General features: G+C 70.5%; 21 protein-coding genes. 5 read left to right on the top strand and 16 right to left on the bottom strand.

Annotated features, from left to right (window positions below; translation table 11 throughout):
- Window positions 1-58: 58 nt before the first annotated feature.
- Together MNO14_RS03445 and MNO14_RS03440 are read right to left on the bottom strand one after the other, a co-directional pair.
- Window positions 59-1,372, bottom strand: coding sequence for a HAMP domain-containing sensor histidine kinase (locus MNO14_RS03445; protein ID WP_241945396.1), 1,314 nt, complete (start codon window positions 1,370-1,372; stop codon window positions 59-61).
- A gap of 25 nt (window positions 1,373-1,397) precedes the next feature.
- On the bottom strand, window positions 1,398-2,111 hold the full coding sequence (locus MNO14_RS03440) for a response regulator transcription factor (RefSeq protein ID WP_047137337.1): 714 nt from the start codon (window positions 2,109-2,111) through the stop codon (window positions 1,398-1,400).
- Between the two features lie 142 nt (window positions 2,112-2,253).
- Here MNO14_RS03440 and MNO14_RS03435 point away from each other — a divergent pair, with 142 nt between their 5' ends.
- The gene (locus tag MNO14_RS03435) at window positions 2,254-2,598 is read left to right on the top strand and encodes a DMT family protein (RefSeq protein ID WP_241945395.1); all 345 of its coding nucleotides are present in this window, start codon (window positions 2,254-2,256) and stop codon (window positions 2,596-2,598) included.
- A gap of 189 nt (window positions 2,599-2,787) precedes the next feature.
- Here MNO14_RS03435 and MNO14_RS03430 read toward each other — a convergent pair whose 3' ends face one another.
- The 4 genes from MNO14_RS03430 to nudE form a co-directional block, all read right to left on the bottom strand.
- On the bottom strand, window positions 2,788-3,111 hold the full coding sequence (locus MNO14_RS03430; RefSeq protein WP_241945394.1) for a YnfA family protein: 324 nt from the start codon (window positions 3,109-3,111) through the stop codon (window positions 2,788-2,790).
- 92 nt (window positions 3,112-3,203) lie between these two features.
- Window positions 3,204-4,049, bottom strand: a complete 846-nt coding sequence (gene mazG, locus MNO14_RS03425; protein WP_241945393.1) for a nucleoside triphosphate pyrophosphohydrolase — start codon at window positions 4,047-4,049, stop codon at window positions 3,204-3,206.
- A 30-nt stretch (window positions 4,050-4,079) separates the two neighbouring features.
- Entirely contained in the window at window positions 4,080-4,895 is an 816-nt protein-coding gene (gene cysQ / locus MNO14_RS03420; RefSeq protein ID WP_241945392.1) for a 3'(2'),5'-bisphosphate nucleotidase CysQ, read from the bottom strand.
- Entirely contained in the window at window positions 4,888-5,466 is a 579-nt protein-coding gene (gene nudE, locus MNO14_RS03415; protein WP_241945391.1) for an ADP compounds hydrolase NudE, read from the bottom strand. Before nudE ends, cysQ begins: the two co-directional genes overlap by 8 nt.
- 26 nt (window positions 5,467-5,492) lie before the next feature.
- Between nudE and bioA the strand changes: the two genes are divergently transcribed.
- Together bioA and MNO14_RS03405 are read left to right on the top strand one after the other, a co-directional pair.
- Complete coding sequence (gene bioA, locus MNO14_RS03410) at window positions 5,493-6,920, top strand: adenosylmethionine--8-amino-7-oxononanoate transaminase (RefSeq protein ID WP_241945390.1); 1,428 nt, start codon at window positions 5,493-5,495, stop codon at window positions 6,918-6,920.
- Window positions 6,911-7,645, top strand: a complete 735-nt coding sequence (locus MNO14_RS03405; protein ID WP_241945389.1) for a 16S rRNA (uracil(1498)-N(3))-methyltransferase — start codon at window positions 6,911-6,913, stop codon at window positions 7,643-7,645. The genes bioA and MNO14_RS03405 overlap by 10 nt, the downstream gene beginning before the upstream one ends.
- A gap of 37 nt (window positions 7,646-7,682) precedes the next feature.
- On the opposite strand, the gene MNO14_RS03400 is transcribed toward MNO14_RS03405, so the two are convergent.
- Genes MNO14_RS03400 through MNO14_RS03370 form a run of 7 tightly spaced genes read right to left on the bottom strand, consistent with a single transcriptional unit; the run spans window position 7,683 to window position 18,375 of the window.
- The gene (locus MNO14_RS03400) at window positions 7,683-8,147 is read right to left on the bottom strand and encodes a chemotaxis protein CheW (protein ID WP_241945388.1); all 465 of its coding nucleotides are present in this window, start codon (window positions 8,145-8,147) and stop codon (window positions 7,683-7,685) included.
- Window positions 8,144-9,451, bottom strand: a complete 1,308-nt coding sequence (locus tag MNO14_RS03395) for a chemotaxis protein CheB (protein ID WP_241945387.1) — start codon at window positions 9,449-9,451, stop codon at window positions 8,144-8,146. The genes MNO14_RS03400 and MNO14_RS03395 overlap by 4 nt, the downstream gene beginning before the upstream one ends.
- A complete protein-coding gene (locus MNO14_RS03390; RefSeq protein ID WP_241945386.1) occupies window positions 9,444-14,957 on the bottom strand; it encodes an Hpt domain-containing protein in 5,514 nt (1,837 codons plus the stop codon). Before MNO14_RS03390 ends, MNO14_RS03395 begins: the two co-directional genes overlap by 8 nt.
- Window positions 14,958-14,976: 19 nt before the next feature.
- Window positions 14,977-16,998 carry a methyl-accepting chemotaxis protein gene (locus MNO14_RS03385; protein WP_241945385.1) on the bottom strand — a complete coding sequence of 674 codons (2,022 nt, stop codon included), beginning with the start codon at window positions 16,996-16,998 and terminating at the stop codon, window positions 14,977-14,979.
- A 36-nt stretch (window positions 16,999-17,034) separates the two neighbouring features.
- Window positions 17,035-17,598 carry a chemotaxis protein CheW gene (locus MNO14_RS03380; protein ID WP_241945384.1) on the bottom strand — a complete coding sequence of 188 codons (564 nt, stop codon included), beginning with the start codon at window positions 17,596-17,598 and terminating at the stop codon, window positions 17,035-17,037.
- Complete coding sequence (locus tag MNO14_RS03375) at window positions 17,595-17,960, bottom strand: response regulator (RefSeq protein WP_241945383.1); 366 nt, start codon at window positions 17,958-17,960, stop codon at window positions 17,595-17,597. Before MNO14_RS03375 ends, MNO14_RS03380 begins: the two co-directional genes overlap by 4 nt.
- Window positions 17,961-17,970: 10 nt before the next feature.
- Window positions 17,971-18,375 carry a response regulator gene (locus tag MNO14_RS03370; protein ID WP_241945382.1) on the bottom strand — a complete coding sequence of 135 codons (405 nt, stop codon included), beginning with the start codon at window positions 18,373-18,375 and terminating at the stop codon, window positions 17,971-17,973.
- A 160-nt stretch (window positions 18,376-18,535) separates the two neighbouring features.
- Between MNO14_RS03370 and gshB the strand changes: the two genes are divergently transcribed.
- Window positions 18,536-19,477, top strand: coding sequence for a glutathione synthase (gene gshB / locus MNO14_RS03365; RefSeq protein WP_241945381.1), 942 nt, complete (start codon window positions 18,536-18,538; stop codon window positions 19,475-19,477).
- Window positions 19,478-19,536: 59 nt separating this feature from the next.
- Complete coding sequence (locus MNO14_RS03360) at window positions 19,537-20,406, top strand: energy transducer TonB (protein ID WP_241945380.1); 870 nt, start codon at window positions 19,537-19,539, stop codon at window positions 20,404-20,406.
- 136 nt (window positions 20,407-20,542) lie between these two features.
- Here MNO14_RS03360 and lepB read toward each other — a convergent pair whose 3' ends face one another.
- The 3 genes from lepB to MNO14_RS03345 are packed head-to-tail and all read right to left on the bottom strand — an operon-like array spanning window position 20,543 to window position 24,028.
- Complete coding sequence (lepB, locus tag MNO14_RS03355; protein ID WP_241945379.1) at window positions 20,543-21,205, bottom strand: signal peptidase I; 663 nt, start codon at window positions 21,203-21,205, stop codon at window positions 20,543-20,545.
- 46 nt (window positions 21,206-21,251) lie between these two features.
- Window positions 21,252-21,956 (bottom strand): tRNA (adenosine(37)-N6)-threonylcarbamoyltransferase complex dimerization subunit type 1 TsaB, encoded by a 705-nt coding sequence (tsaB, locus tag MNO14_RS03350; protein ID WP_241945378.1) that lies wholly within the window; start codon window positions 21,954-21,956, stop codon window positions 21,252-21,254.
- Window positions 21,953-24,028, bottom strand: a complete 2,076-nt coding sequence (locus MNO14_RS03345; protein WP_241945377.1) for an ATP-dependent DNA helicase — start codon at window positions 24,026-24,028, stop codon at window positions 21,953-21,955. The genes tsaB and MNO14_RS03345 overlap by 4 nt, the downstream gene beginning before the upstream one ends.
- Window positions 24,029-24,047 lie beyond the last annotated feature (19 nt).

Raw genomic sequence — 24,047 nt, 5'->3', positions numbered from 1 at the left:
CAGTTGACCGGTGTGCGCACTCATTATCATGCCGCGTGCAGGTCCAGTGGACGCAGGCTCAGCCAGCCGGGCGCGTCAACTTGATCGTCACCGTGGTGCCCTCGCCGGGCGTGCTGTCCAGGCTCACCGGCCAGCCGAAGCGGGTGCCCAGCCGGCGCACGATGGACAGGCCGATGCCCTTGCCGGCCTGGCCGAACGGATCGACCCGGTAGAACGGTTCGTGGACCCGCTGCAGCACCTCGTGCGTCATGCCGATGCCGGTATCGCGCACGACGATGCGATCCTCGGCCACCACCACGACGACTTCGCCTTTCTCGGTGAACGCCCAGGCATTGCGCAGCAGATGACCGAGCATCACCCCGAGCACGCGTGGCGGCGCCTCCAGTCGCGGGCTGGCCTGCAGGTCGACCCGCAATCCCAGGTGCTTGGCATCGAACATCGGCCGGACCTTCTCGACCTCTTCGTCGACGACCGCTGCGACCTCGAACACTTCGCTTTGCGGCATCACCCCGCGCTCGCGCGCGAGCACCAGCAGGGCGTCGATGACCGCTTCCATGTCCTGGCTGGCGCGGCGGATGCGCAGCAGCGGACGCTGCTGATGGGGAGGCGTCGACGGATCGGCGGCGATCATATCGCTGGCGACGCGGATCACCGTGAGCGGGGTGCGCAGCTCGTGGCTGGCATCGCGGGTGAATTCGCGCTCGCGGCGCACGAACGAGGCGATGCGCTCGCCCAGTCCGTGCAGCGCGCTCGACAGTGCCTGCGCCTCGCGGCCGCCGCCCTCGCGCGACTCCAGCGGCGGCGGCATCCCATCCTCGTCGCCGGCGGGGTTCCAGCGGCCGACCTCGACGGCGAGTTGGTGGATCGGCAGCACCATCCGCTTGGACGTGCGGTAGGTCAGCCACGACACGATGAAGATCGTGCCGACCGTCAATACGATCAGCCCGCCCGCGGCCAGGGCCAGCATGCGGTCGAACAGACCCATCGACACCGCCAGATATAGCGTGCCGGCCTCGCGCCGGTCCACCAGCAGCACGCCACTGATGTCGCGGCGCTGCGAGAAGCCCTCGGGCGCATCCTTGAACCAGATCAGACTGGCGACCGCCCGGTCGCCGCTGACGATGCTGTCCCAGGCACCACCACCACTGGGGACGAAGTAGCCCTGCATGTTGGCGCCGAACGGCGGTGGATAGGCCGCGTCCGTCGTGCGTGCACGCCAGTAGGCCTCGGCCTCGGCGCGCAGCCAATGGCGCGCCGCGACCTCACGGCCGACCAGCGCCGCGGCCAGGATGCATACGATCAGCGTCATACCAGCGATGACCGCCTGGAACGTGAACGCATCGCGGATACGGTTGGGGAGCCCCTGGGGCATCGGATCGAGCGCCTGCCGTACCGGCTCAGGCCGGCGATTGTTCGATGTCGGCGATCCGGTAGCCGGCGCTCTGCACGGTGTGCAGCAGCTGCTTGTCGTAGGGCTTGTCGATGATCTTGCGCAGGTTGTACAGGTGGCTGCGCAGCGTATCGGAGTCGGGCAGGCTGTTGCCCCAGATCTCGCGCTCGATCTCCTGGCGGTTGACCACACGCGGCGATTCGCGCATCAGGATCGTCAGCAGCTTCATGCCGATCGGCGAAAGCTGGAGTTCGGTGCCGCCACGGGTCGCGCGCATGCTGGCCGGATCGAGCACCAGGTCGGCCACCTTCAATACTTCGGAGCCTACCTGGCGACGCTCGCGGCGGATCAGCGCACGCAACCGCGCCTCGAGCTCCTGGATCGCGAACGGTTTGGTCAGGTAGTCGTCGGCGCCCGAGCTCAACCCAGTCAGCTTCTCGTCGAGCGTGTCGCGCGCGGTGAGCATCAGCACGGGGGTCGACTTGCGCGCATCCTCGCGCAGACGCTTGCAGACCTCGATGCCGTCCAACCGGGGCAGCATCAGGTCGAGCACGATCACGTCATAGCTGTTCTCCGTTGCCAGGCGGTACCCGTCCAGGCCGTCGGCCGCGTAGTCGACTTCGAAACCGCGTCCTTCCAGATATTCGCCGACCATCTCTGAAATGTTGCGATTGTCCTCGACAATGAGAACGAGTCCCCCTGGTTCCTGACCTGCACGCATTGCTTAGCTCCCGTGGCTGGCGCGGTGATTAATCTTTGTGAAAATCTCACGCGTCGGGTGCACAGTTCGTGAAGATTGCAATGCTCCACCGGACCGCCAGGCCCTGCGCTACGCTGCGCGCTCCCTCGCCCGAACCATCGCCATGCCCGGCTTCGAACGCTTCCTTCCCGTGCTCCTGCTGCTGGGGTCCAACCTCTTCATGACCTTCGCCTGGTACGGCCATCTCAAGTACCGCAGCGCGCCGTTGCTGACGGTGATCCTGGTCAGCTGGGGCATCGCGTTCTTCGAGTACACGCTGATGGTGCCGGCCAACCGGATCGGGGCGGCGGTCTACTCGGCGCCGCAGCTCAAGGGCATGCAGGAGGTCATCACCCTGCTGGTGTTCGCGGGGTTCTCGACGTGGTACCTGGGGCAGCCGTTGAAGTGGAACCACTGGGCGGGCTTCGCGCTGATCGTCGTTGCTGCTTGGTTGATCTTCCTGGAGTGACCCAAAACGCGGTGCTGCTGGCGCCTCAGTAGTCCCGGCCGCGCGCGCGGCGTCATTGTCATGACCAGGCGGAACGCAATCGAGGGCGGGGCCGGCTTTGCGCTGATCGTCGTTGCGGCCTGGTTGATCTTCCTGGAGTGAGCCCACCCGCAACGCTGCCGGTGCCAGGCGTTCCCGCCTGTGCGCGGCTCAGGCTGGCCGCGGCGAGAGCATGATCACCGCCATGCCGGCCAGGCACAGCGCCGCACCGAGCAGGTCCCAGCGCGTCGGCACAACCGCGTCCACCCGCCACAGCCAGACCAAGGCCACCGCGACATAGACCCCGCCGTAGGCCGCATAGACGCGGCCCGACGCGGTCGGATGCAGGCTGAGCAGCCAGACGAACAGCGCCAGCGACAGCGCAGCCGGCAACAGCAGCCAGGCGCTGCCCGCCTTGCGCAGCCACAGATAAGGCAGATAGCAGCCCACGATCTCGGCCACGGCGGTGAGCAGGAACAGCAGCAGAGTCTTCATGGGCCGGAAGGCAGTTGGGGACGGGACAATGCGTCGTTAGGGTAGCGGCCGGGCGACATGACACGAAGCTGGGCCACGCGCTGGCGGAGGCGTCAGCCCGGGCCTTCGGCGTCAGACCCGCCCTCACTGCGCTTGACCCGCGCCCAGTAAGCCTCCTGCGCGGCAAGCGACAGTTCGGCGAACGCGGTGCCGTCGGCCTCGGCCAGCGTCTCCATCGCACGGAATCGTCGTTCGAACTTGTGGTTGGCGCGGCGCAGCGCGCTGCCGACATCGATCTTTGCATGACGCGCCAGATTGGCGGCGACGAACAGCAGATCGCCCAACTCGTCCTCCAGCCGGTCGCGCGCGGACGCATCGTCAGGGTCGGCGGCGAGCGCATCGAACTCCGCGCGCACTTCGTCGAGTTCCTCCTGCAGCTTGGCGAGCACAGGCTGCGGCCCGGGCCAATCGAAGCCCACCCGCGCGGCGCGGTTCTGCAGCTTGGTCGCGCGCTGCCATTCGGGTAGACCACGCGCGATGCCCGCCAGCGCCGAACGATCGGTCTCACCGGCCTCGGCGCGCTCGGCCCGCTTGATCGCCTCCCAGTTGTTCGCGACCGCGCCCGCGTCCGGGGCCGACGTCTGCGCGAACACATGCGGATGCCGCCGGACCAGCTTGCCGACGATCGCCGCGACCACGTCGTCGAACGAGAACGCCCCCTGCTCCTGCGCCATGCGCGCATGGAAGACCACTTGCAGCAACAGGTCGCCCAACTCGTCGCACAGGCCCGGCAAGTCGCCGCGGTCGATCGCATCGGCGACCTCGTAGGCTTCCTCGATCGTGTACGGCGCGATCGTGGAGAAATCCTGCTGCAGGTCCCAAGGACACCCGGTCTGCGGATCGCGCAACCGCGCCATCACCGCCAGCAACCGCGCCATCCCATCGTCGTTTTCAGCCATTAAGAACGTCCCTCACAAGCAAAACCGGGGTCAGAGCCATGTGCGCCAAGGGAGGTCGGGGTCGCCGAGGGCGATGAAGTCTCCGTTGAGCAGGGTCTGGCGCTGGTTGTAGCGGAAAGGCCGGCCGTCGGGGGCGAGCACGACACCGCCGGCGGCCTCCAGGATCGCCTGCCCGGCAGCGGTGTCCCACTCGTTGGTCGGTCCGAAGCGCGGGTAGACGTCGAGGGCGCCTTCGGCGAGCCGGCAGAACTTCAGCGACGAGCCGAGCGGGCGCGGCTCGATGTCGCCGATCCGCGCCAGCACCGCCGCGGTCCTCGGATCGCGATGCGAGCGGCTGGCGGCGACGCGCAGCGGGCCGGCCGCGCCTGCAAGCCGACGTGCACGAATTGCGTTCTCGCCGCCGCTGTCGCGGCGAAACGCCCCGATGCCCGGCATGCCGTACCACAGCGCCCCGGTGACCGGGGCCTGGATCACCCCCAGGATCGCGACGCCATCGTCGATCAGTGCCAGGTTGACGCTGAACTCTCCGTTGCGTTTGACGAAATCGCGAGTGCCGTCGAGCGGGTCGACCAGCCACATCCGCCGCCAGGCGCGGCGCTCGGACGCCGGCACTGCATCGGCCGCTTCCTCCGACAACACCGGAATGTCGGGCGTGAGCCGGTGCAAACCGTCGACGATGACATGATGCGCGGCGAGATCGGCCGCGGTCACCGGGCTGTCGTCAGCCTTGGCGACGACGTCGAAAGCGTGCGCGTAGACCGCGAGAATCGCCTCGGCCGCGCGGTGCGCGATCGCAATCGCACCTTCGACGATCGCAGGCTCGACCGGCGCGCGGCCGTCAGCCACCGTAATGGCGCAGCCAGTCGCGGACGATGAACAACGCGGCGATCGAGCGTCCTTCGGAGAAGTCCTCGCGCAGGATCAGTTCGTGCAGCGCATCGAGCTTCCACGGCACCACGTCCAGTTCTTCAGGCTCGTCGCCGGGCAGCCGCTCGGGATACAGGTCGCGCGCGAGCACCAGTGTGGCCTGGTGGCTCATGTAGGTCGGCGCCAGGCTCAGGCTGCGCAACGCGTCGAGGCGACGGGCGCCGTAGCCGGCCTCTTCCTTGAGCTCGCGGTCGGCGGCCTGGATCGGGGTCTCGCCGGCATCGATCCGGCCCTTGACCAGACCCAATTCGTAGCGATGCATGCCGGCGGCGTACTCGCGCACCAGCAACACCGTCTCCGCATCCAGTAGCGGGACGACGATCACCGCGCCATGGCCACGCCCGTGTAGGCGCTCGTAGCGTCGGCGCTCGCCGTTGGAGAACTCCAGATCGAGCTGCTCCATCCGGTACGGGCCGGCGTCGTGCTCGGTGATCCCGTGGATCGTCGGCAACCGTCGGCTCACGCGCGCACGCTCCGGCCTGCACGGCATCGGCGCTGCGGGGCGATAATGGTGGGATGACAGGACAGATCCACGATCCGGCCATTCTAGCCGACGGCAACGACTGGCGGACCCGCGACCTCGCCGCGGTCTGGCACCCGTGCACGCAGATGCGCGAGCACCCCGACACGCAACCGCTGCTGCCGATCGTGCGCGGCGAGGGCGCCTGGCTGGTCGAGGCCGGCGGCCGCCGCATCCTCGACTCGGGCAGCAGTTGGTGGACCAACCTGCACGGGCATGCCGAGCCGCGCATTGCCGAGGCGATCGCGCGCCAGGCGCGCACGCTCGAGCAGGTGATCCTGGCCGGCTGCACCCATCCGTCGGCGGTCGAGCTGGCCGAACGGCTGCTGGCGCTGGCCCCGCGCGAGCCCGGACGGGCGCCGTTGTCGAAAGTGTTCTATGCCGACAACGGCTCGGCCGGCGTCGAGGTCGCGCTGAAGATGGCGTTCCAGTGGTTCGCCAACCGCGGCGACGCGCCGCGCCGGACCAAGTTCGTCGCGCTGAGCAACGGCTATCACGGCGAGACCCTCGGTGCGCTCGCGGTCGGCGACATCCCGTTGTACCGCCGAGTCTATGCCCCGCTGCTGTGCGAGGCGCTGTTCGCGCCCTCGCCCGACGCCTTCGAGGCCCGCGACGGCCAGAGCGCTGCCGGGCATGCCGAAGATGCGGCCGATGCGCTGGCGCGGCTGCTCGACGCGCACGCCGGCGAGATCTGCGCGCTGATCCTCGAGCCGCTGATCCAGTGCGCGGGCGGCATGCGCATGCACGACCCGGTGTACCTGCGGCGCGTGCGCGAGTTGTGCGACGTGCACGGCATCTTCCTGATCGCCGACGAGATCGCGGTCGGCTTCGGGCGCACCGGCACCCTGTTCGCCTGCGAGCAGGCGCCCGGCAACGCCGGCACGCCCGCCGGCATCCAGCCCGACCTGCTGTGCCTGTCGAAGGGCTTGACCGGCGGGTTTCTGCCGCTGTCGACGGTGCTCACGACGCAGGCGCTGTACGACGGCTTCCTGGACGCCTCGCGCGAGCGCGCCTTCCTGCACTCGCACAGCTACACCGGCAATCCGCTGGCTTGCGCCGCGGCCCTGGCCTCGCTCGATATCTTCGCCGCCGACGATACGCTCGCGCGCAACCGCGACACCGCCACGCGTATGGCCGCGCTGGCCGCGCAGATCGGCGCGCACCGGCATGTCGCCGACACCCGCCAGACCGGCATGGTCGTCGCGTTCGAACTCACGCGCGACGGCGACCGCGCGACGCCGTTCGATCCGGCGCTGCGTATCGGCCTGCGCGCCTACCGCCATGCAGTCGAGCGCGGCGTGCTGCTGCGCCCGCTGGGCGACATCCTCTACTGGATGCCGCCCTACTGCATCGACGATGCCCAACTGCAACTGCTCGCGCAGGTCACCGCCGAGGCCGTCGAGGTGGCGACGTCGTGCGCGTGATCCGGGCCTTCGTCGACCTGCCGTTGCGCGAGGGCGACACGATCGCGCTGCCCGATGACACCACCGCGCACCTGGTGCGCGTGTTGCGCCTGCGCGAAGGCGAGCGCTGCGTGCTGTTCAACGGCGATGGGCGCGACCACCAGGCGGTGCTGACCCGGGCCGACAAGCGCGGCGCAGCCGCGCGCATCGGCGCCGCCTCGCCGGTCGCGCTCGAATCGCCACTGCGCATCATGCTGCTGCAGGGCATTGCCCGCGGCGAGAAGATGGACTGGATCCTGCAGAAAGCCACCGAACTGGGCGTGGCCGCGGTCGTGCCGGTCTCAAGCGAGCGCAGCGAGGTCCGGCTCCACGCCGAGCGCGCGGGCAAGCGGCACGCGCACTGGCGCAGCGTCGTGGTCTCGGCGTGCGAGCAGAGCTGGCGCGCGCGCGTGCCCGAGGTTGCCGCGCCGCAATCGTTGGCGGCGGCGCTGGCCGCGCTGCCACCCGACACCGGCCGCTGGCTGCTCGATCCCGAAGCGACCGCGGGCCTGACGACGATGCCGGCCCCGGCTGGCGACCTGGTGCTCGCGATCGGCCCGGAGGGCGGCTGGTCGGCCAACGACCGCGCCGCACTCGTCGCCGCCGGCTTCGACGGGCTGCGCCTGGGCCCCCGGATCCTGCGCACCGAGACCGCCGGCATCGCCGCGATCGCCGCGCTGCAGGCGCGCTTCGGCGACTTGGGGTGAGCCCGACTCGGGCCCGTCCGCCCCGGATCGGACTGCCCTAGCCCACCACCTCGCGCACCGCGCGCTCGAGCGCATCCAGATCCGGGATCTGCGCGCTCTCCTCGCCCAGCTGCACACGGGCGCGGACTGCGAACGGCAACGGCGCGGCGTTGGCGTCATCGGTGTCACGCAATTGCGCGGCCGAGACCGTGACCAGGCGCGGGAAGCCCTGCGTCGACAGCGCGAGATACGGCAGACGCGAATCGCCGCCGAGTGCCTTGAGCACGACCACCTTGTTGCCGGGGCCGGCCGCCTCATCGTCCTGCGCCGACAGCGCCGCGAAGTCGACCAGCGGCAACCGCCAGCCGCGCCAGCGCAGGCGCCCGGGCAGCCACGCCGGCGCGCCGGCGATGGGATCGGGCTGCGAGTACGACAGCACCTCGGAGATCGTCGCGTTGGGCAACAGCAGTTGGGTCGCCCCGGCGCGGATCAGCACGCAACGGATGTCGGCCGCTGCGCTCACAGCGACCAGCCTTCGTGCTGGGCCGCGCCGGCGCCCGGCATCCAGCGTTCGATCACCCAGGCGGCGAGCTTCGACGGCGTCCCGGTCTGATGGCCGCGTGCGTTCAATGCCTGGCCGGCAGAGGGGTCGTAGCACCCTGCCCCGTCCTGTCCGATGACCAGCGCGCCCTGCCAGGCGGGCGCCGTGGCCAGCGGCACGAGCGCGGGATCGGCCCCGCTCAGCAGCAGCCAGGCGCTGTCGGCGGCCGGCATCACCTGCACGATCGCAGCGGGGTCGCCACCGGCGGCGAAGCGCAACTGGCCGCCCGTGCGCAGCGGCTGCAGGTCCGGCGGCAGCACGTACACCGCGCCGGGCGCGATCGCCATGCCCGGCTCGGCCAAGTGCACCGGCATCGCGGCCACGCGCGCCATCTGCCGAGCCAGTTGGTCGTAGCGCTTGCTCTCCAGCTGCAGCCGCACCAGCACCGGCCGCGGGAACTCTTCCGGCAGCGCGGCCAGCAATTGCCGGACCGCATCCGGACTGCCGAGTCCGCCGTCCATCAGGACCAATCCGCGTTCCGGGCCATGGCCGTAGCTGTCGGCATCGGCCAGCGCCAGACCGGCGATCCGCTGCTCGAGATCGACCAAGTCGTGGCCAGACGGGGCCTGCGGCGGCGCATCAGACGTGTCGGCGAGCCCTCGAAACGACGGCAGCAGGTCGATGTCCGCTGCAGCCAGGGCGTCGTGGTCGCGATCGTCCGGGGCGACGGGTGCGGCGGCCGGCGCACTGTCCGTACCGGCAGCGGGCATTGGCGCCGCAGCGACATCATCGGTTTCGACGTCGACATCGAAATCGAGCGAGAAGGATCCGTGCGACGTGGCGGGCGCGTCGTCGTACTCGGCCGCGACCGGATCGAACGCATAGGCCGCATTGACGGACGACACACCCAACACCTCGTCGGTCTGCGTAGCCTCAAGGCCTGACTGCGGGGCCTCGCGCAGCCGCAGCTTGATGCCCAGTTGCCGCACCCAGTGCGCGGCATCGTCGCCACTGCGCTCGAGCACACGATCGGCTTCCTCGAAGACCACGGTGCGTCCGGGGTGCGCCAGCACAGGCGCCAGCGCATCGACCGCCTCGGCGATTGCCGGCTCCAGCGCGACGACGATCGCGGCCGGGTCCAACGCGTCGAACTGTCCCGCGTCCGCCATCAGCGGATCGAGTTGCACGGCCGCGTCGGCGCCGGCCTCCACCGCTGCCGCCGCGAGCCGGTCGCAGACCGGGCCTGGCCTGGCCAGCACCACCACACGCAAGGCAGGGTCACGCATCGTCGGTCTCCAGTCCCAGCAAGGCCTGGACATGCCGCAGGAGCTCGGGCTCCTGATACGGCTTGCCGAGGTAGCGATCGACGCCGATCTCCAGCGCGCGCTCGCGATGTTTGTCGCCGCTGCGGGAGGTGATCATCATGATCGGCAGCGCGCGCAGCCGGGGATCGGCTTTCATCCGCATCGCCAGTTCGTAGCCATCCATCCGCGGCATCTCGATATCCAGCAGCACCAGGTCGGGAATCCGTTCGTCCATGCGTTCGAGCGCGTCGATGCCATCCTTGGCGGTCGCCACCGCCAGGCCCTGCCGCTCGAGCGCACGGCAGGTCACCTTGCGCATCGTGATCGAGTCGTCGACGACCAGCACCAGCGGGACGCGGCGGGCCTGCGCAGGCGACGCCGCCGCAGCGATCGACGCTTCGGGCTGCGCCGCCTGCCGCCGCGCCAGCGGTGCGATGTCCAGGATCACCACCACGCGGCCGTCGCCCATGATGGTCGCGCCGAAGATGCCCGGGATCGACGTGAGCTGGGGCCCGACCGGTTTCACCACGATTTCGCGGTTGCCCAGGATCTCGTCCACCGCGACCGCCGCGCGCAGCTCCCCGGCGCGGATCAGCAGCAAGGGCATCTGCAGGTGGCCCTCGGCGCGCGCAGGGGCCTGGCCGACCAGCCGGCCCAGGTCGTGGAGCGCGTAGTCCTCGTCGCCATACCGGTAGTCCCCGCCCGCGCGCAGCGCGTCGCGCGCGATGCGGCCGACGCCGCGCACCGAGGCGATCGGCACCGCGAAGCTCGTCTCGCCGATACGCACGAACGCCGCCTGGGTCACGGCCAGCGTCTGCGGCAATCGCAATACGAATGTGCTGCCCATGCCGTCCCGCGACTGGATGTCGACGCTGCCGCCGAGCTGGCGGACCTCGCTGGCGACCACATCCAGACCGACGCCGCGCCCGGCCAAGTGGCTGAGCGCGGACGCGGTCGTGAAGCCGGGCTGCAGGATCAATGCATCCAGTTCGCGCTCGGCGATCTGCGCACCCGGCGCCAGCAGGCCGCGCTCGTGCGCACGGCGGCGGATCGCTGCCCGGTCGAGTCCGGCACCGTCGTCGGCGACCTCCAGCACGATCTCCGCGCCCTCGCGGCGGAGGGCGATGCGGATCGCCCCCACCTCGGGCTTGCCGGCCTGTCGGCGCGCCTGCGGCGTTTCCAGTCCATGTGCGACCGCGTTGCGCAGCAGGTGCTCGAGCGGCGGGCCCATGCGCTCGAGCACATTGCGGTCGATCTCGCCGTGGGTGCCGGTCAGATGCAGGTCCACCTGCTTGCCGGTGTCCTGGGCAGCCTGCCTGACGACGCGCCGCAGGCGCGGCACGATGCCGTCGAACGGCACCATGCGCGTCCGCATCAAGCCCTCTTGCAGGTCCGAGCTTACGCGCGACTGCTGTTGCAGCAGCGATTCGTAATGCCGGGTCTGCTCGTCGAGGGTGTGCTGCAGGCTGTCGAGGTCGGCGGCCGTTTCGCCGAGGGCGCGTGAGAGCTGCTGCAGGGTCGAGAAACGGTCGAGCTCGAGGGGATCGAAGGCAACGTCACTGCTGTCGCCTTCGCGCCGGTAGCGGGCGACGATCTGCGCCTCGGTCTCGATATCGAGCCGTCGCAACTGGTCGCGCAGGCGGTCGTTGGTCTGCGCGAGTTCGAGCATCGCGCCACGGAAGGTCCCCAACTGCTGCTCGAGTCGTGCGCGGTAGATCGCGACCTCGCCGGCGTAGGTGACCAGACGGTCGAGCAGCCCGGCCCGGATGCGCACCTGTTCCTGCGTGCCGCGCGCGGCCTCGTCGTCGCCGTCGGCCGAGAGTGCCGGCGCGGGCAGCGGTGCCGACAAGGGCGTCAGCGCGGCGTCGCCCTGCGTCTCGTCGACCGCTCTGGCCGTATCCGCCGCGCTGCCCGCGGTCGCGGCGAATGCGTCGACCAGCGCCGGCGATGGGCCGATGGCCCGGCGTTCGCCGGCGCGCACGAGCATCGCGTGCAACCGGTCGACGCCTTGTTCCAGCAGCGCGAGTTCGTCCCGACGCATCGGCCGGCGTCGCGCTGCAAGCGTTTCAAGCAGCGTCTCCATCGCATGCCCGAGATCGCCGATGGGCATCAGCCCGGCCATGCGCGCGCCGCCCTTGAGCGTGTGCAGATCGCGTTGCAGGCCGGCGATCGCCGGCAAGGCGCCCGGATCATCGCGCAACAACGCCAACAGGCCATCGGCATCGTCGAGCAGATCGATGCCTTCCTCGACGAAGGTGTCGATCAGGTCGAGATCCAGGCCGACAAGGTCCAGCGGGCCTTCGGGATCGGGATCGGAAGCGACCTCGGAAGCGACCTCGACCTCGACCTCGACCTCGACCTCGACCTCGACCTCGGCATCGGCATCGGCATCCGCATCCGCATCCGCATCGGGAGCAGTCTCCGCCCACGATGCCGCCGCGTCCGGTGCACCGTCTGCGGATAGCGCTGGCGAGGACAGGCCGGCATCCACAATAGACGATGCCTCGGGTGCCGTTGCGAGGTCGTCGCGATCGCCTGCATCCGGCGCCGTGACAGGCGCCATGTCGTCGGCCTGCGGAGGCGCGACGTCGACCGGCCGATGCGCGACAGCCGTCTCTCGCAGTGCCCTCGCGGCATATCGATGGCGTTCGTCGGCGAGGACCGCCGCATCGATCGCGGCCTGGCGCTGCAGCGCCGACGGCTGTCCGGTCTCGCGGAGATCGCGGTCGAGGCGCTCGGTCGCCGACCGATCCGCGTCGGCTGCGATGTCGGCTGCGATGTCGGCTGCGATGTCGGTGTCGGTGTCGGTGTCGGTGTCGGTGTCGGTGTCGGTGTCGGTGTCGGTGTCGGTGTCGGTGTCGGTGTCGGTGTCCGAGTGTGCGGGCGCCCACGCTTCGGCGGTGACGTCATCGACGTCCGACCGATGCGTGTCGCTGTGCGCATCTGCCTGGCGCGCGTCGTCGACCGGATCATCGTCGTGTCGCGCCTGCGCGAAGCGGACCTGCTCGAGCTCGGCCTGTTCGAAACGTAGGCCATCGCGCAGCGCGCCCGCCGCGTCGTCCCCTTCGTCCAGACCCGGTGCATCCACGATCGGCGCATCGAAGTCGGCGACGTCGTAACCCGGAACCGGCGATGCATCGAGGCGGTCGCGGACGACACCCAGGCGTGCCGCCAAGGCGGGCAACACCGAAATCTGCGGATTGTCGTCGTGCAGCCGCGTCAGCGCTTCGCGCAGCGCGCGACACAACGCGTCGATCGCGTCGACCGCTTCGGGGTCGGGCACCGACGGCGTGGCCACCAGCCGCCGGGCGTAGTCCTCGGCCGGCGCCAGCAACGCGCCGACCGCCGGGACCTCGGCCATCGCGAAGGCGCCGTGCATCGTATGCAGCGCGCGCAGTAGCCGTTCGACGTCGAAGGCGTCCCCGGCGCGCACCGCGGCGATCCAGGCATCGACAGTCTGTAGATGCTCGTTGGCCTCGGCATCGAGGATCTCGAGCAGCAGCGCGTCGATGTGTGCCGGCACCGTTTCGAGGGGCTCGACGTCTGGCGGCGGCTCAACGCTACGCCCGGCATCGACCGTGGCCGCCGGGACTTGCGACGCGACGTCCGCCCCACCCGCCGCGATCTCGGCGACCCTGGCGGCGACCGCGTCCACGTCGAGCCGCAACGGCGCCTGGGCGCGCAGTGCCGCATCCAGCGCCGGCAACGCCTGCGCGGCCACCTCGACCGCCGCCACAATGGACGGGCCGCCGGGATGCAGGCCGTCGATCACGCGGTTGAGCAGCGATTCGACGCGCCAAGCAAACTCGCCCAGTTCGACCGCGCCGACCAGCCGTCCGTTGCCCTTGAGTGTGTGGAAGACGCGGCGCACCTGCCGCAGCCGCTCCGGATCGCCGGGCTGTCCCCGCCACTGCGGCAACAAGGTGCCCAGATGGGCGATCTCGTCGGCGAGTTCTTCCAGGAAGATCTCCCGGATTTCATCGTCGATGTCGTTGCCGACGGCGGTGAAGCCGCCAGGCGGTGCAGGCGTCCCCGTATCATCGCCCGCGTCAGTGTCGTCGGTCGATGGACGGCTGTCGTCGCCATCGCGCGCGACATCCTCATCCTCGTCCGCCTCTTGCGAACGCAGTGCGGTGCCGGGCGGCGGCCAATATCCCAGCGTCTGCAAGCGAGTGCGGGCGACGTCGAGGAACCGATCGCGATCAGGACGTTGCTCGCCCATTCCCTGCAGAAAGGACTCCAGGCTCGCGACCGCATCGGCGAAAGCGTCCAACTGCTCCGCCTCAGGTGGCTGCGATTCGGCCAGGAGTTCGCGATCGACGTACAGGCGCACGCCATCCAGGCAGGCGGCCGCTTGCGGCTGGTCCAGCATCGCCAGCGCCCCCGCCACCTCGATCAGCAGGCCCGGCACCGCCAGCAGCGTGGTGCGATCCCATTGCCGGTCGACGAACACGACCAGCGCTTCGCGCGCCTCGGCGAACGCCGCGATTGCCTCACCGATCGCCGCCACCTGGGAGCGCTGCGCCTCGGCCACGAGCGCGCCGTCGGCCGCGGCCGCATCGCGCCGTTGCGCGGCCTGCGCATCGAGCGTGTCATCGATGTAGAGCAAGGCGCCGGCAATGTCGAGCAACGCAGCTTCATCGGCCGGCACCGCGCCGTCGGCGATCGCCTCCAACGCCTCGCGCTGCTGGGCGACCACCACACGGGCGTCGTCAAGGCCGATCATGCCCAGGGTGTCGGCCACCGTGGCCAGCAGGGCCGACTGCGGCCGCAGCGCGGCGGGATCACGCACGCCGGTGCGTAGATGCAGATCGAGCGCATCCTTGACCTGCAGCAGTTCGTCTTTGACCGCGTCCGTCACTGTGCCGAGCAGGGCGCGATTGCGCCCGGCCAGGCTGCCGCGGGCGTGGTCGAGTTCGGCGTCGCTGGGGCGCGTGTCGCCCATGCCGAATGCCTCGCGCAACGTATCGAGCGTGTCGGCCGGCACATCGGCCGGGACCGCGGCATCGCCCTCGTCGCCCTCGTCGACGGCGGCGCGCGACGCATCCGCAAACCCGGAATCGAAGAACAGGCGCTCAGGCAGCGCGGCGGCGCCGCGCGCGGCGCGCAGATCGTTGAGCAGCGGCAGCAGCACGATCGGGATGTCGCGATGGCCGCCCTGCAGCCGTTCGAGATAGTCGGGCAACAACAGCAGGCAGCGCAGCAAGGCCGAGGCCGCCACGTTGCGATCGCCCACCTCGTCCCGCTGCAAAGCTTCGACCAGCCGTTCCATCTCCTCGGCCACGAGTGCCGGCGCCTGCAGTTCGACCATGCGCAGCGTGCCGGTCGCCTGGCGCAGCCCGGCAGCGCAGTGACGCAGGCGCGTGCCGTCGTCGGGCGCTTCGACGAAGCGCTCCAGTTCCATCCGCGCCTGGCGCAGCACCTCGTCGAGCTCGGGCTTGATCCAGCCCAGCATCGTGTGGTCGATAGCGTCGCGCAGCCCGCTCATGCGTCCGTCCGTGTCCGGCTCAGGTCGGCAGCTTGAAGTCGGCGACCGAGCGGCGCAGGTCGGCGGCGAGCTGGGCCAGATTGCCGATCGACTCGGCCGTCTGGCTGGCGCCGCGCGATGTCTGCGCGGTGATCGACTGGATCGTGTGCATGGCCTCGGTGATATTGGTCGCGGCCGAGGACTGCTGCTGCGCGGCCGAGGAGATGCCCTCGATGAGGTCGGCCAGGCTCGTCGACACGCTCTCGATCTCGCCCAGCGCGGTGCCGGCGTCCTCGGCCAGCCGCGCACCTGCGACGACCTCGGAGGTCGTCTGCTCCATCGACGTGACCGCCTCGTTGGTATCGGACTGGATGGTCTGCACCAGGGTCTCGATGCGGCGCGTGGCGCTGGTCGCGCGCTCGGCCAGCCGCTGCACTTCGTCGGCGACCACCGCAAAGCCCCGACCCGCCTCGCCGGCCGAGGCGGCCTGGATCGCGGCGTTGAGTGCCAGGATGTTGGTCTGCTCGGAAATATCGGTGATCAACTCGACGATCGAGCCGATCTCCTGCGAGCTCTCGCCCAGACGCTTGATGCGCTTGGAGGTTTCCTGGATCTGGTCGCGGATCGAATCCATGCCTGCAATCGTCTCGCGCACCACGCCGGCGCCCTTGGTCGCGATGCGCACCGAGCGCTGGGCGACGTCGGCCGATTCAGAGGAATTGCGCGAGACCTGATCGATGCTGACGGCGATCTCGTTGATGCGGTCGGTGGCCGAATTGATCTCGTGCGCCTGGTGTTCGGCGGCCTCGGCAAGATGCATCGCGGTGGCGCGGGTTTCCTGGGCGCTCGAGGCGACCTGCACCGAGGTGTCGTTGATGGTCTGCACGAGGCTGCGCAACTGCTCGATCGCGTTGTTGATCGAGTCGGCGATCGCGCCGGTGATGTCCTCGGTGACCGAGGCCTTGACGGTCAGGTCGCCCTCGGCGAGCGCGCCCATTTCGTCGAGCAGGCGCATGATCGCTTCCTGGTTGCGGTTGTTGAGTTCCAGCGAGGTTTCGTAGCGCCGGCGCTGGGCACGATTGAGCTCGGTCACCAGGCCGGCGATCGCGGCCAGTGCCAGCAGACCGGCGACGATGCTGACCCAGACGTTGCCGAGCAGGCTGCGGTCGTGCAGCGAGCCGAAGGCGGTGAAGGCGTTGAACAGCGCTTCGCTGTCTTCGAGTAGCCGGTCGGAGCCGGCCACCAGCTCGCCGGCCGCCGCCTGGGCCTGGAACAGCGGCTCACTGCTGGCCAGGATCGCCTCCAGATCCGTGCGCATCTGCGCCCATGCCTCGTCGGCCCGTGCCAGCGCCGCGAGCGCGTTGCCGTTGGTCAGCGCCTGCAGTTCGCGCGCCGAGTCGCCTTCGCGCAGGCCGCTCATCACTTGCTGGAAATCCTCGACGTTCCGGCGCAGTCCCTGACCGGCGACCGTGGCGACCGCGCCGCCGGCCTGCACTTCGGTCACCCGACGCGCCATGTCGCCGGCGATCACCACCTGGCGCAGCGCCATGTACACCTGCGAGGACGGCGAGCCGCTGCTCGACATCGCCCGCACCAGTTCGTCAAGCAGCGCCTGCAATTGCGGCACGCGCTGGCTGAAACGCTCGGCGTGGCCGGCGAACGCGGTGACCGCCGCTTCGCCGTCGGCCAGCCGCGCCGCGCTTGCGCTCAGCGGCTCCCAGGTCGTGGCGACTTTGCGGATCGGACCGGACACGCCCGCGGTGCTGCCGTAGCGCTCTTCGAGCTGGCGGATGTCGCGCTCGATCTGCGCCCGGGTGGCGTTGAACGCCGCGAATGCGACCGCATTGCCACGCGCCGCTTCCGAGCCTTGGTTGGCCAGCCGCTGGCTGTCCACGCGCAGGTTCGACGCCGAGAGGCTGGCACTGCCGAGCTGAGCGGCGCGCCAGGTGCCGTAGCCGGTGTTGAGGACGAGGATCATACCGGCGACGATCATCATCGCGACCCAGAAGTTCGTGCCGAGAATGCGCCGCTTGCCTGCGCTGGGATCGACCACTGTGCTCATGTGTTGCGTTTCCTGATCGTGGTGCGCGCCACGGCGTCAGGCCGCGGCATGTCTGAACTCGGGCGTGCGGACCAAACGGTCGAGGCTGAAGACGCCCCAGACCGCGCCGGCCTGCGCGTAGGCGCGATCGACGAAGTGCGCATAGCGCCCCGTGGCGATCGGGTCGGCGGGTACCTGGTCCTGCTCCAGGAAGCTGCGCTGGCCGAACAGGGCGTCGATCGTCACCGCGACATCGCCGCCGGGCTGGCGGACCAGCAGCATCCGCTGCCCGTCCTGGGCCGCACTGCGCTCGCCTTCCAGGAACTGGCGCAGATCGACGATCGGCAGCAGAGCGCCGCGCACGTTGCCCACCCCGAGCATCCACGGCTGGGCGCCGGGAACGGGCGTGATCGGCGGCATCGTCAGGATCTCGACGACCTCGTCGAAGGCCGAGGCCAGCAGCCGGCGGCCGACGCGATAGCCCACGCCGCGCCATAGGCCAGGCGCGTCCAACTGTTCGGGCAGCCCGACGACGTGCGCCAGGCTGCGTCGCTCGTAGTCGGCCAGCAGCGCGAACGCCTCCGGCGCCGGTGTCGCGAGGTCGGGCGCCGCGGCATTCACCCGCCCAGCACCTGGCGGATCTGCGCGATCAACGCCCCTTCGGTCGGCGGCTTGACCAGATAGCCCTTCGCCCCCTGGCGCAGGCCCCACATGCGGTCGGTCTCCATGCCCTTGGTACTGACGATCACCACCGGGATGGTCGCCGTCTGCGGGTCGCGCACCAGCGCGCGGGTGGCCTGGAAGCCGCTCATGCCCGGCAGCACGACGTCCATCAGCACCAGGTCGGGGCGCTCGCTGTGGCACAACGCGATGCCGTCCTCGGCGTTGGCGGCCGCCAGCACTTCGTAGCCGTGCCGCTCCAGCCACTGGGTCAGCACCGCGGTGTCGGTGGGCGAGTCCTCGATCAACAGGATGCGGGCCATGCCTTTCCCCTCAGGCGTTGACGTGGTGACGGATCGCATTGAGCAGTTCCTCGCGCGTGAACGGCTTGGTGACGTATTCGTCGGCACCGACGATCCGGCCACGCGCCTTGTCGAACAACCCGTCCTTGGACGAGAGCATGATGACCGGTGTCGTGCAGAAGCGCCGGTTGTTCTTGATCAACGCGCAGGTCTGGTAGCCGTCGAGCCGGGGCATCATCACATCGACGAAGATGACCTGCGGTGCGTGCTCGACGATCTTGGCCAGGGCCTCGAAGCCGTCGACCGCGGTCACCACGTCGGCGCCTTCACGGCGGAGCAGCGTCTCGGCGGTCCGTCGAATGGTCTTCGAATCGTCGATCACCATCACCCGCAGGCCGTCGAGGCATCCGGTGGACGGTCTGTCGTCACTGCTCATGCGGTTGCTGTCCCCTGCCCGACGCGCCGGTCCGGCGCCGCAGCATCGCGGAGTTATATCCCAGCCGGCCGCTGGGCTGTCAAGCGTACACGCACCGGTGCCGGGTGCGCCGGAAAGGCCCTGCTAACATGCCGGCTTTCCCCCTTGCGCGGATGCCGGTATGTCGCTGAACGTCGTCGTGGTGATGGACCCGATCGGGTCGATCCGGATCGCCAAGGACACGACATTCGCGATGCTGCTCGAGGCGCAGCGGCGCGGGCACCACCTGCAGTACGTGCTGCCCGGTGCCCTGGGCATGGACGGTGGCGACGCGGTCGCGACACTGGCGCCGTTGACCGTGCGCGACGACCCCAGCGACTGGTTCAGCCTCGGCGCCCCGTCTGTGCATCGCTTCGGCGAGGGCGACGTGGTGCTGATGCGCAAAGATCCGCCGGTCGACCCGGAGTTCGTCAACGACACCCAGATCCTCAGCGTCGCCCAGCGCCAGGGTGCGCGGATCGTCAACGATCCGCAGGGCCTGCGCGACATGAACGAGAAGCTCGGCGCACTGGCGTTCCCGCAGTGTTGCCCGCCGACGCGGGTCGCCCGCGATGCAGCCGCGCTCAAGGCCTTCGTCGCCGAGCACGGCCAGGCAGTCCTCAAGCCGCTCGACGGCATGGGCGGACGCTCGATCTTCCGCGCCGCGGCCGGCGACCCGAACCTCAACGTGATCCTCGAGACGCTGACCGACGGCGGCCGCCGGCTGGCGATGGCGCAGCGCTATCTGCCGGAGATCGTCGACGGCGACAAGCGCATCCTGCTGATCGACGGCGTGCCGGTGGACTATTGCCTGGCACGGATCCCGCAGGGCGACGAGTTCCGCGGCAACCTGGCCGCCGGTGGTCGTGGCGAAGGCCGGCCGCTGAGCGAGCGCGACCGCTGGATCGCCGCCCAGGTCGGCCCGACGCTTGCCGCGCGCGGCATGCGCTTCGTCGGCCTGGACGTGATCGGCGATTGGCTGACCGAGGTCAACGTCACCAGTCCGACTTGCGTGCGCGAGCTCGACGCGCAGTTCGGCCTGAACATCGCCGGGCAGTTGTTCGACGCGATCGAGCGCGGATGACACGGGCCAGGTCCCGGATCGCCCCGGATGCGCGTCGCTAGCGCCGGCGACGCCAGGCCGTGACCGTCGTGTCGCCGCCGCGGATCGGCGACGACGCGCGCCTGGGCGCGACGCTGGCGCTGTCGCTGCTGGTGCATGGGCTGCTGGTGCTGGGCATCGGCTTTTCGACCGAAGAGGCCGCGCCGGTGATGCCGACGCTGGACGTGATCCTGACCGAGACCACGAGTCCGCTGACCCAGGCGCAGGCCGATTTCCTCGCGCAGGCCAGCCACCAGGGCGGCGGTGAGGACACGCGCAGCCTGCGACCGCGCGAGCCGCGGCCGGGCTTGCTGCCGCAGCCCGAAGCCGGCGTCGCGCCACGCCCGCTGCGTGCGCAATCGCCCGACACCCAGCCGCCGCCGCGCGAGCGCGTCGTCGCCAGTGCCCGCGGCCAGACCCGTGTACCGAGCCCCGATCCCACGCCCCAGGCCGATCGCCGCACCTTGCCGCCCGGCCCAGAACGGGTCGAACGCGACCTGGAGATGGCGCGACTGGCCGCCGAGATCCACCTGCGTTCGGAGCGCTACGCGCGCCGGCCCAAGCGCAAATTCGTGTCCGCCAGCACCCAGGAGTACGTCTACGCCACGTACCTGCGGCAATGGGTGGACCGGGTGGAGCGCGTGGGCAACCTCAACTACCCCGACGAGGCCCGCCGACGGGGCCTGGCCGGCCGCCTGGTCATCAGCGTGGCGATCCGCCGCGACGGTTCGGTCGAACGTGCCGACGTCATCCGCAGCAGCGGCGTGCCCCTGCTCGACGACGCCGCGCTGCGGATCGCCCGGCTCGCCGAGCCCTATCCACCGTTGCCGCCGACCGACGAACAGATCGACATCCTGCACGTCACCCGCAGTTGGAACTTCCTGCCCGGTGGCGCCCTGGTGGACGACTGACGGCGCACAGCGCCGCGCCCGATCGAATGGGTCCGCGCTCGCTTAGGCCGCGCCTGGCCTATCGCGCGGCTGCATCTCGAGGCGCAGGGCGCCCGGCGACGTGGGCGTGGCGTGTGCCGTCTGCGGCCGGGAACAGTTACAGCGGGGTCCAGCCCGGGCCTTCGCCCCGCCGCCAGAACACGCCGCGGGCCTGGCCGTAGATCGCGTCGCTGGGCACCACGCCGAACCAGCGGCCGTCGAGGCTCGCGCCGCGATGGTCGCCGAGCACCAGGACATGACCCGCCGGCACCCGCAGCCCGTGGATATCCGGCCCCCCGCCGTCTGCCAGGTCGAGCACCGCCTGGCGGGTGCCGAAATCCTCGGGCGCGCCGGCCACCGGCGCGAGCGCGACCCCGTTGATCGACAGGTGGCCGTCGACGAGATCGACCCGGTCGCCGCCGGTGGCAACGACCCGCTTGATGAGCCGGATGCCGTCGGCCGGCGACCGGAATACGACCACGTCTCCGCGTGCCGGGCGGTCGCCCGGCCAGAGGATCCACTCGGTGAAGGGCACCCGCAGGCCGTAGGCGCGCATGTCGACGACCACGCGGTCGCCCGGCTGGAGCGTCGGCGTCATCGAGCCGCTGGGCACGTGATAGTGGTTGGCCAGCGACGAGCGTGCGATCAGCAACAGACCAAGCAGGACGACCAGCGGCAACCCCTCGCGACGCAGCCAGCCGCGCAGACGCCCGGCGCGACGCACGGTGGACGATGGGCGAGCACCTGCAGGCGACGGCGAGGACATGGTCGGCTTCCGCATGGGGGTGGACTCAGGATAGGACAGTCGCAGACGCCCGTGGTTCCGCTCAACGCGCTGCGCGGCGCGCCTGCTGCTGGGCCAGCGTCAGCGCGACATCGTTGCGCAGATAGGCCGGTTCGACCCGCTCCGGTGCGACTGCCTCGCCGCGGGCGAACGCAGCCGCCGCCAGGGCGGCCAGATCGGCCGCCTGCGGCAACGCGGTCGCGTCGATCCGCGCCGGGGACGCGCCCAGGCGGGCCGCGAGCACGCTGTCGGCGACGCCGAAGCCGGTGCCGACGCCATGCCAGGCTTCGCCCGTACCCGGCAACGCGATCGTGTCGGGCGCACCGACGCGCTCGTCGGACACCGCCTCCGGCCCGTCGGCACGCATCGTGAACGCGGCCCGGTAGACCTCGCCCATGCGCGCATCGATCGCCGCGAGCACGTGCGCGCCCTCGCCTGCGCCGGCGCGCACTGCGAGCACGGCCAGCGTCGAGACGGCGACGACCGGGCGATCGAGCGCCAGCGCCACGCCCTGCACCAACGCGATGCCCAGGCGCACGCCGGTGAACGCGCCCGGCCCCCGACTGACCGCGACCGCGTCGAGCTGCCTGCGCGCGATCCCCGCCTCCGCCAGCAAGGCCTCGGCCCACGGCAGCGCGAGCTCGGCATGGCGCCGCGGCGCGATCTCGCTGCGGTGGAGCACGCGGCCGTCGTCCCAGATGGCGACGGAGCAGGCTTCGGTGGCGGTTTCGAACGCGAGCAGTTTCATGAAGGTTGGGATTCGGGATGCGGGAAGTCGGCGTCGGTCTGGCCGGCAAGGATTGTCGCAGGTGACGCGGCGAAGAACGTCTCGACATCCGCGATCTCGCGCGTGCGCGGCAGCGGCGGCAACGAGTCCAGGAACAGCGTGCCGTAACCGCGTCCTAGCAGGCGCGGATCGCACAGCACCAGCACGCCGCGATCGGCCTCGGTGCGGATCAGTCGGCCCACACCCTGCTTGAGGGCGATGACCGCCTGCGGCAGTTGCTCGTCGCGGAACGGATTGCCACCGGCGCGGCGGATCGCATCGAGCCGCGCCTCGAACACCGGGTCGTCGGGCGCAGCGAAGGGCAGCTTGTCGATGACCACCACGCTCAATGCATCGCCGGCGACATCGACGCCTTCGCGGAAACTCGCCGCGCCCAGCAGCACGCCGTTGCCGGACTCGCGAAAGCGCTGCAGCAGTACGTGCCGTGGCGCCTCGCCCTGCACGAACAGCGGCCAGGGGCAGCGTGTGGAGGCGCGCAACAGCGCCGCGGTCTCGCGCAGCGCGCGGTGCGAGGCGAACAGCACGAACGCGCGCCCGCCCGATGCATGCAGCACCGGCAGCAGCGCGTCGACCACCGCGGCCGTGTAGACGGGCGCGGCCGGCGTGGGCAGCCGCGGCGGCAGATAGCACAACGCCTGGCGCGCCCAGTCGAACGGGCTCGGCGCAAGCAGTGTCTGCGGTGCATCGAGCCCCAGCCGTTTGGCGATGTGCGCGAAGCTGCCGTCGACCGCCAGCGTCGCCGACGTGAACACCCAAGCCGCCTGCGAGACCTCGCGATGCGTACGCAGCGGCGCCGACACGTCCAGCGGCGTGCGCTGCAGACGAAAGCCGCGCGGCGTCAGTTCGTACCACAGCACGCTGTCGTCACCGATGTCTCCGGCAGCGGTTGCGTCGGCGTCGTCCGTACCCTCGGCATCGTCGAACATCGCAGCCGACGCGGCGCCGTCGTTCCAGCGCCGCAGCCGGGTCAGGCACAGCGCAGCGCGGGCGTGGCAGGCGTCGAGCCCGGGCGAGGCCTCGCGCAAGGGCGCCAGCACGTCGCGCAGGTGGACCAAGGCTTCATCGAGCGCATGCAGCGCATCCTCGACCGCTGGCTGGTACAGCGCCCGGTAGCGGGTGCCGCGCGCCGGCAAGCCGTCCATCGCCATCCGCAGCCTCCGCGCCGCGCCGTCGAGGGTCTGTGCCGGAAGCTGCAGCACCGGGAGCGCACCTGGCACGTCTCGGCACTCGGCCACGGCGTCGCGCGCCAGTTCGACCAGCGGCCGCGCACTCAGGCTTTCGCCGAAGAACTGCGCGGCCAGCTCGGGCAACTGATGCGCCTCGTCGACGATGAACGCCTGCGCGCCGGGCAGGATCTCGCCGAAGCCTTCCTGTTTGAGCGCCAGATCTGCGAGCAGCAGGTGGTGGTTGACCACGACCACATCCGCGGCCTGCGCGCGCTGGCGCGCCTGGACCACGAAGCACTCGCTCCAGAAGGGGCAGTCGTTGCCCAGGCAGTTGTCGACAGTGGAGGTGACCATCGGCAGCAGCGGCGTGTCCTCGGGCAGACCGTCGAGTTCGGCGACATCGCCCAGCCGGGTCCGCCCGGCCCAGGCGACGATGCGCTGGAACTGATGGCTCTGCTCGCGCGTCGCCAGCCTCGGCGCCCCACGCGCTTGCTCCAGCCGATACAGACACAGGTAATTCGCGCGCCCCTTGAGCAGCGCACTGCGCAGACCGCTGCCGAGCGCGTCGCGCACGCGCGGCAGGTCGCGATGGTAAAGCTGGTCCTGCAGCGCGCGCGTTCCGGTCGAGACAATCGTCTTCAGGCCCGACAGCAGCGCCGGCACCAGGTAAGCAAAGGTCTTGCCGGTACCGGTGCCGGCTTCGGCCAGCAACGTGGCGCGCTGCTCGATGGCGTCACCGACCGCCATCGCCAACGCCTGCTGCGCCGCACGCGGGCGGAAGGCCGGAATGTGCGCAGCCAGCGGCCCGCCTTCGACCAGCGCCTCGCGGCTGCGTGCAGCCAGGCCGTTGGCGTCCGCTGCCGACACCCCGACGTCGCAGTCCGGA

The sequence above is a fragment of the Luteimonas sp. S4-F44 genome (assembly GCF_022637415.1).
GTDB lineage: Bacteria > Pseudomonadota > Gammaproteobacteria > Xanthomonadales > Xanthomonadaceae > Luteimonas.
The sequence above is the reverse complement of the archived record's forward strand: the minus strand, read 5'-3'. Positions and strand labels throughout refer to the sequence as shown.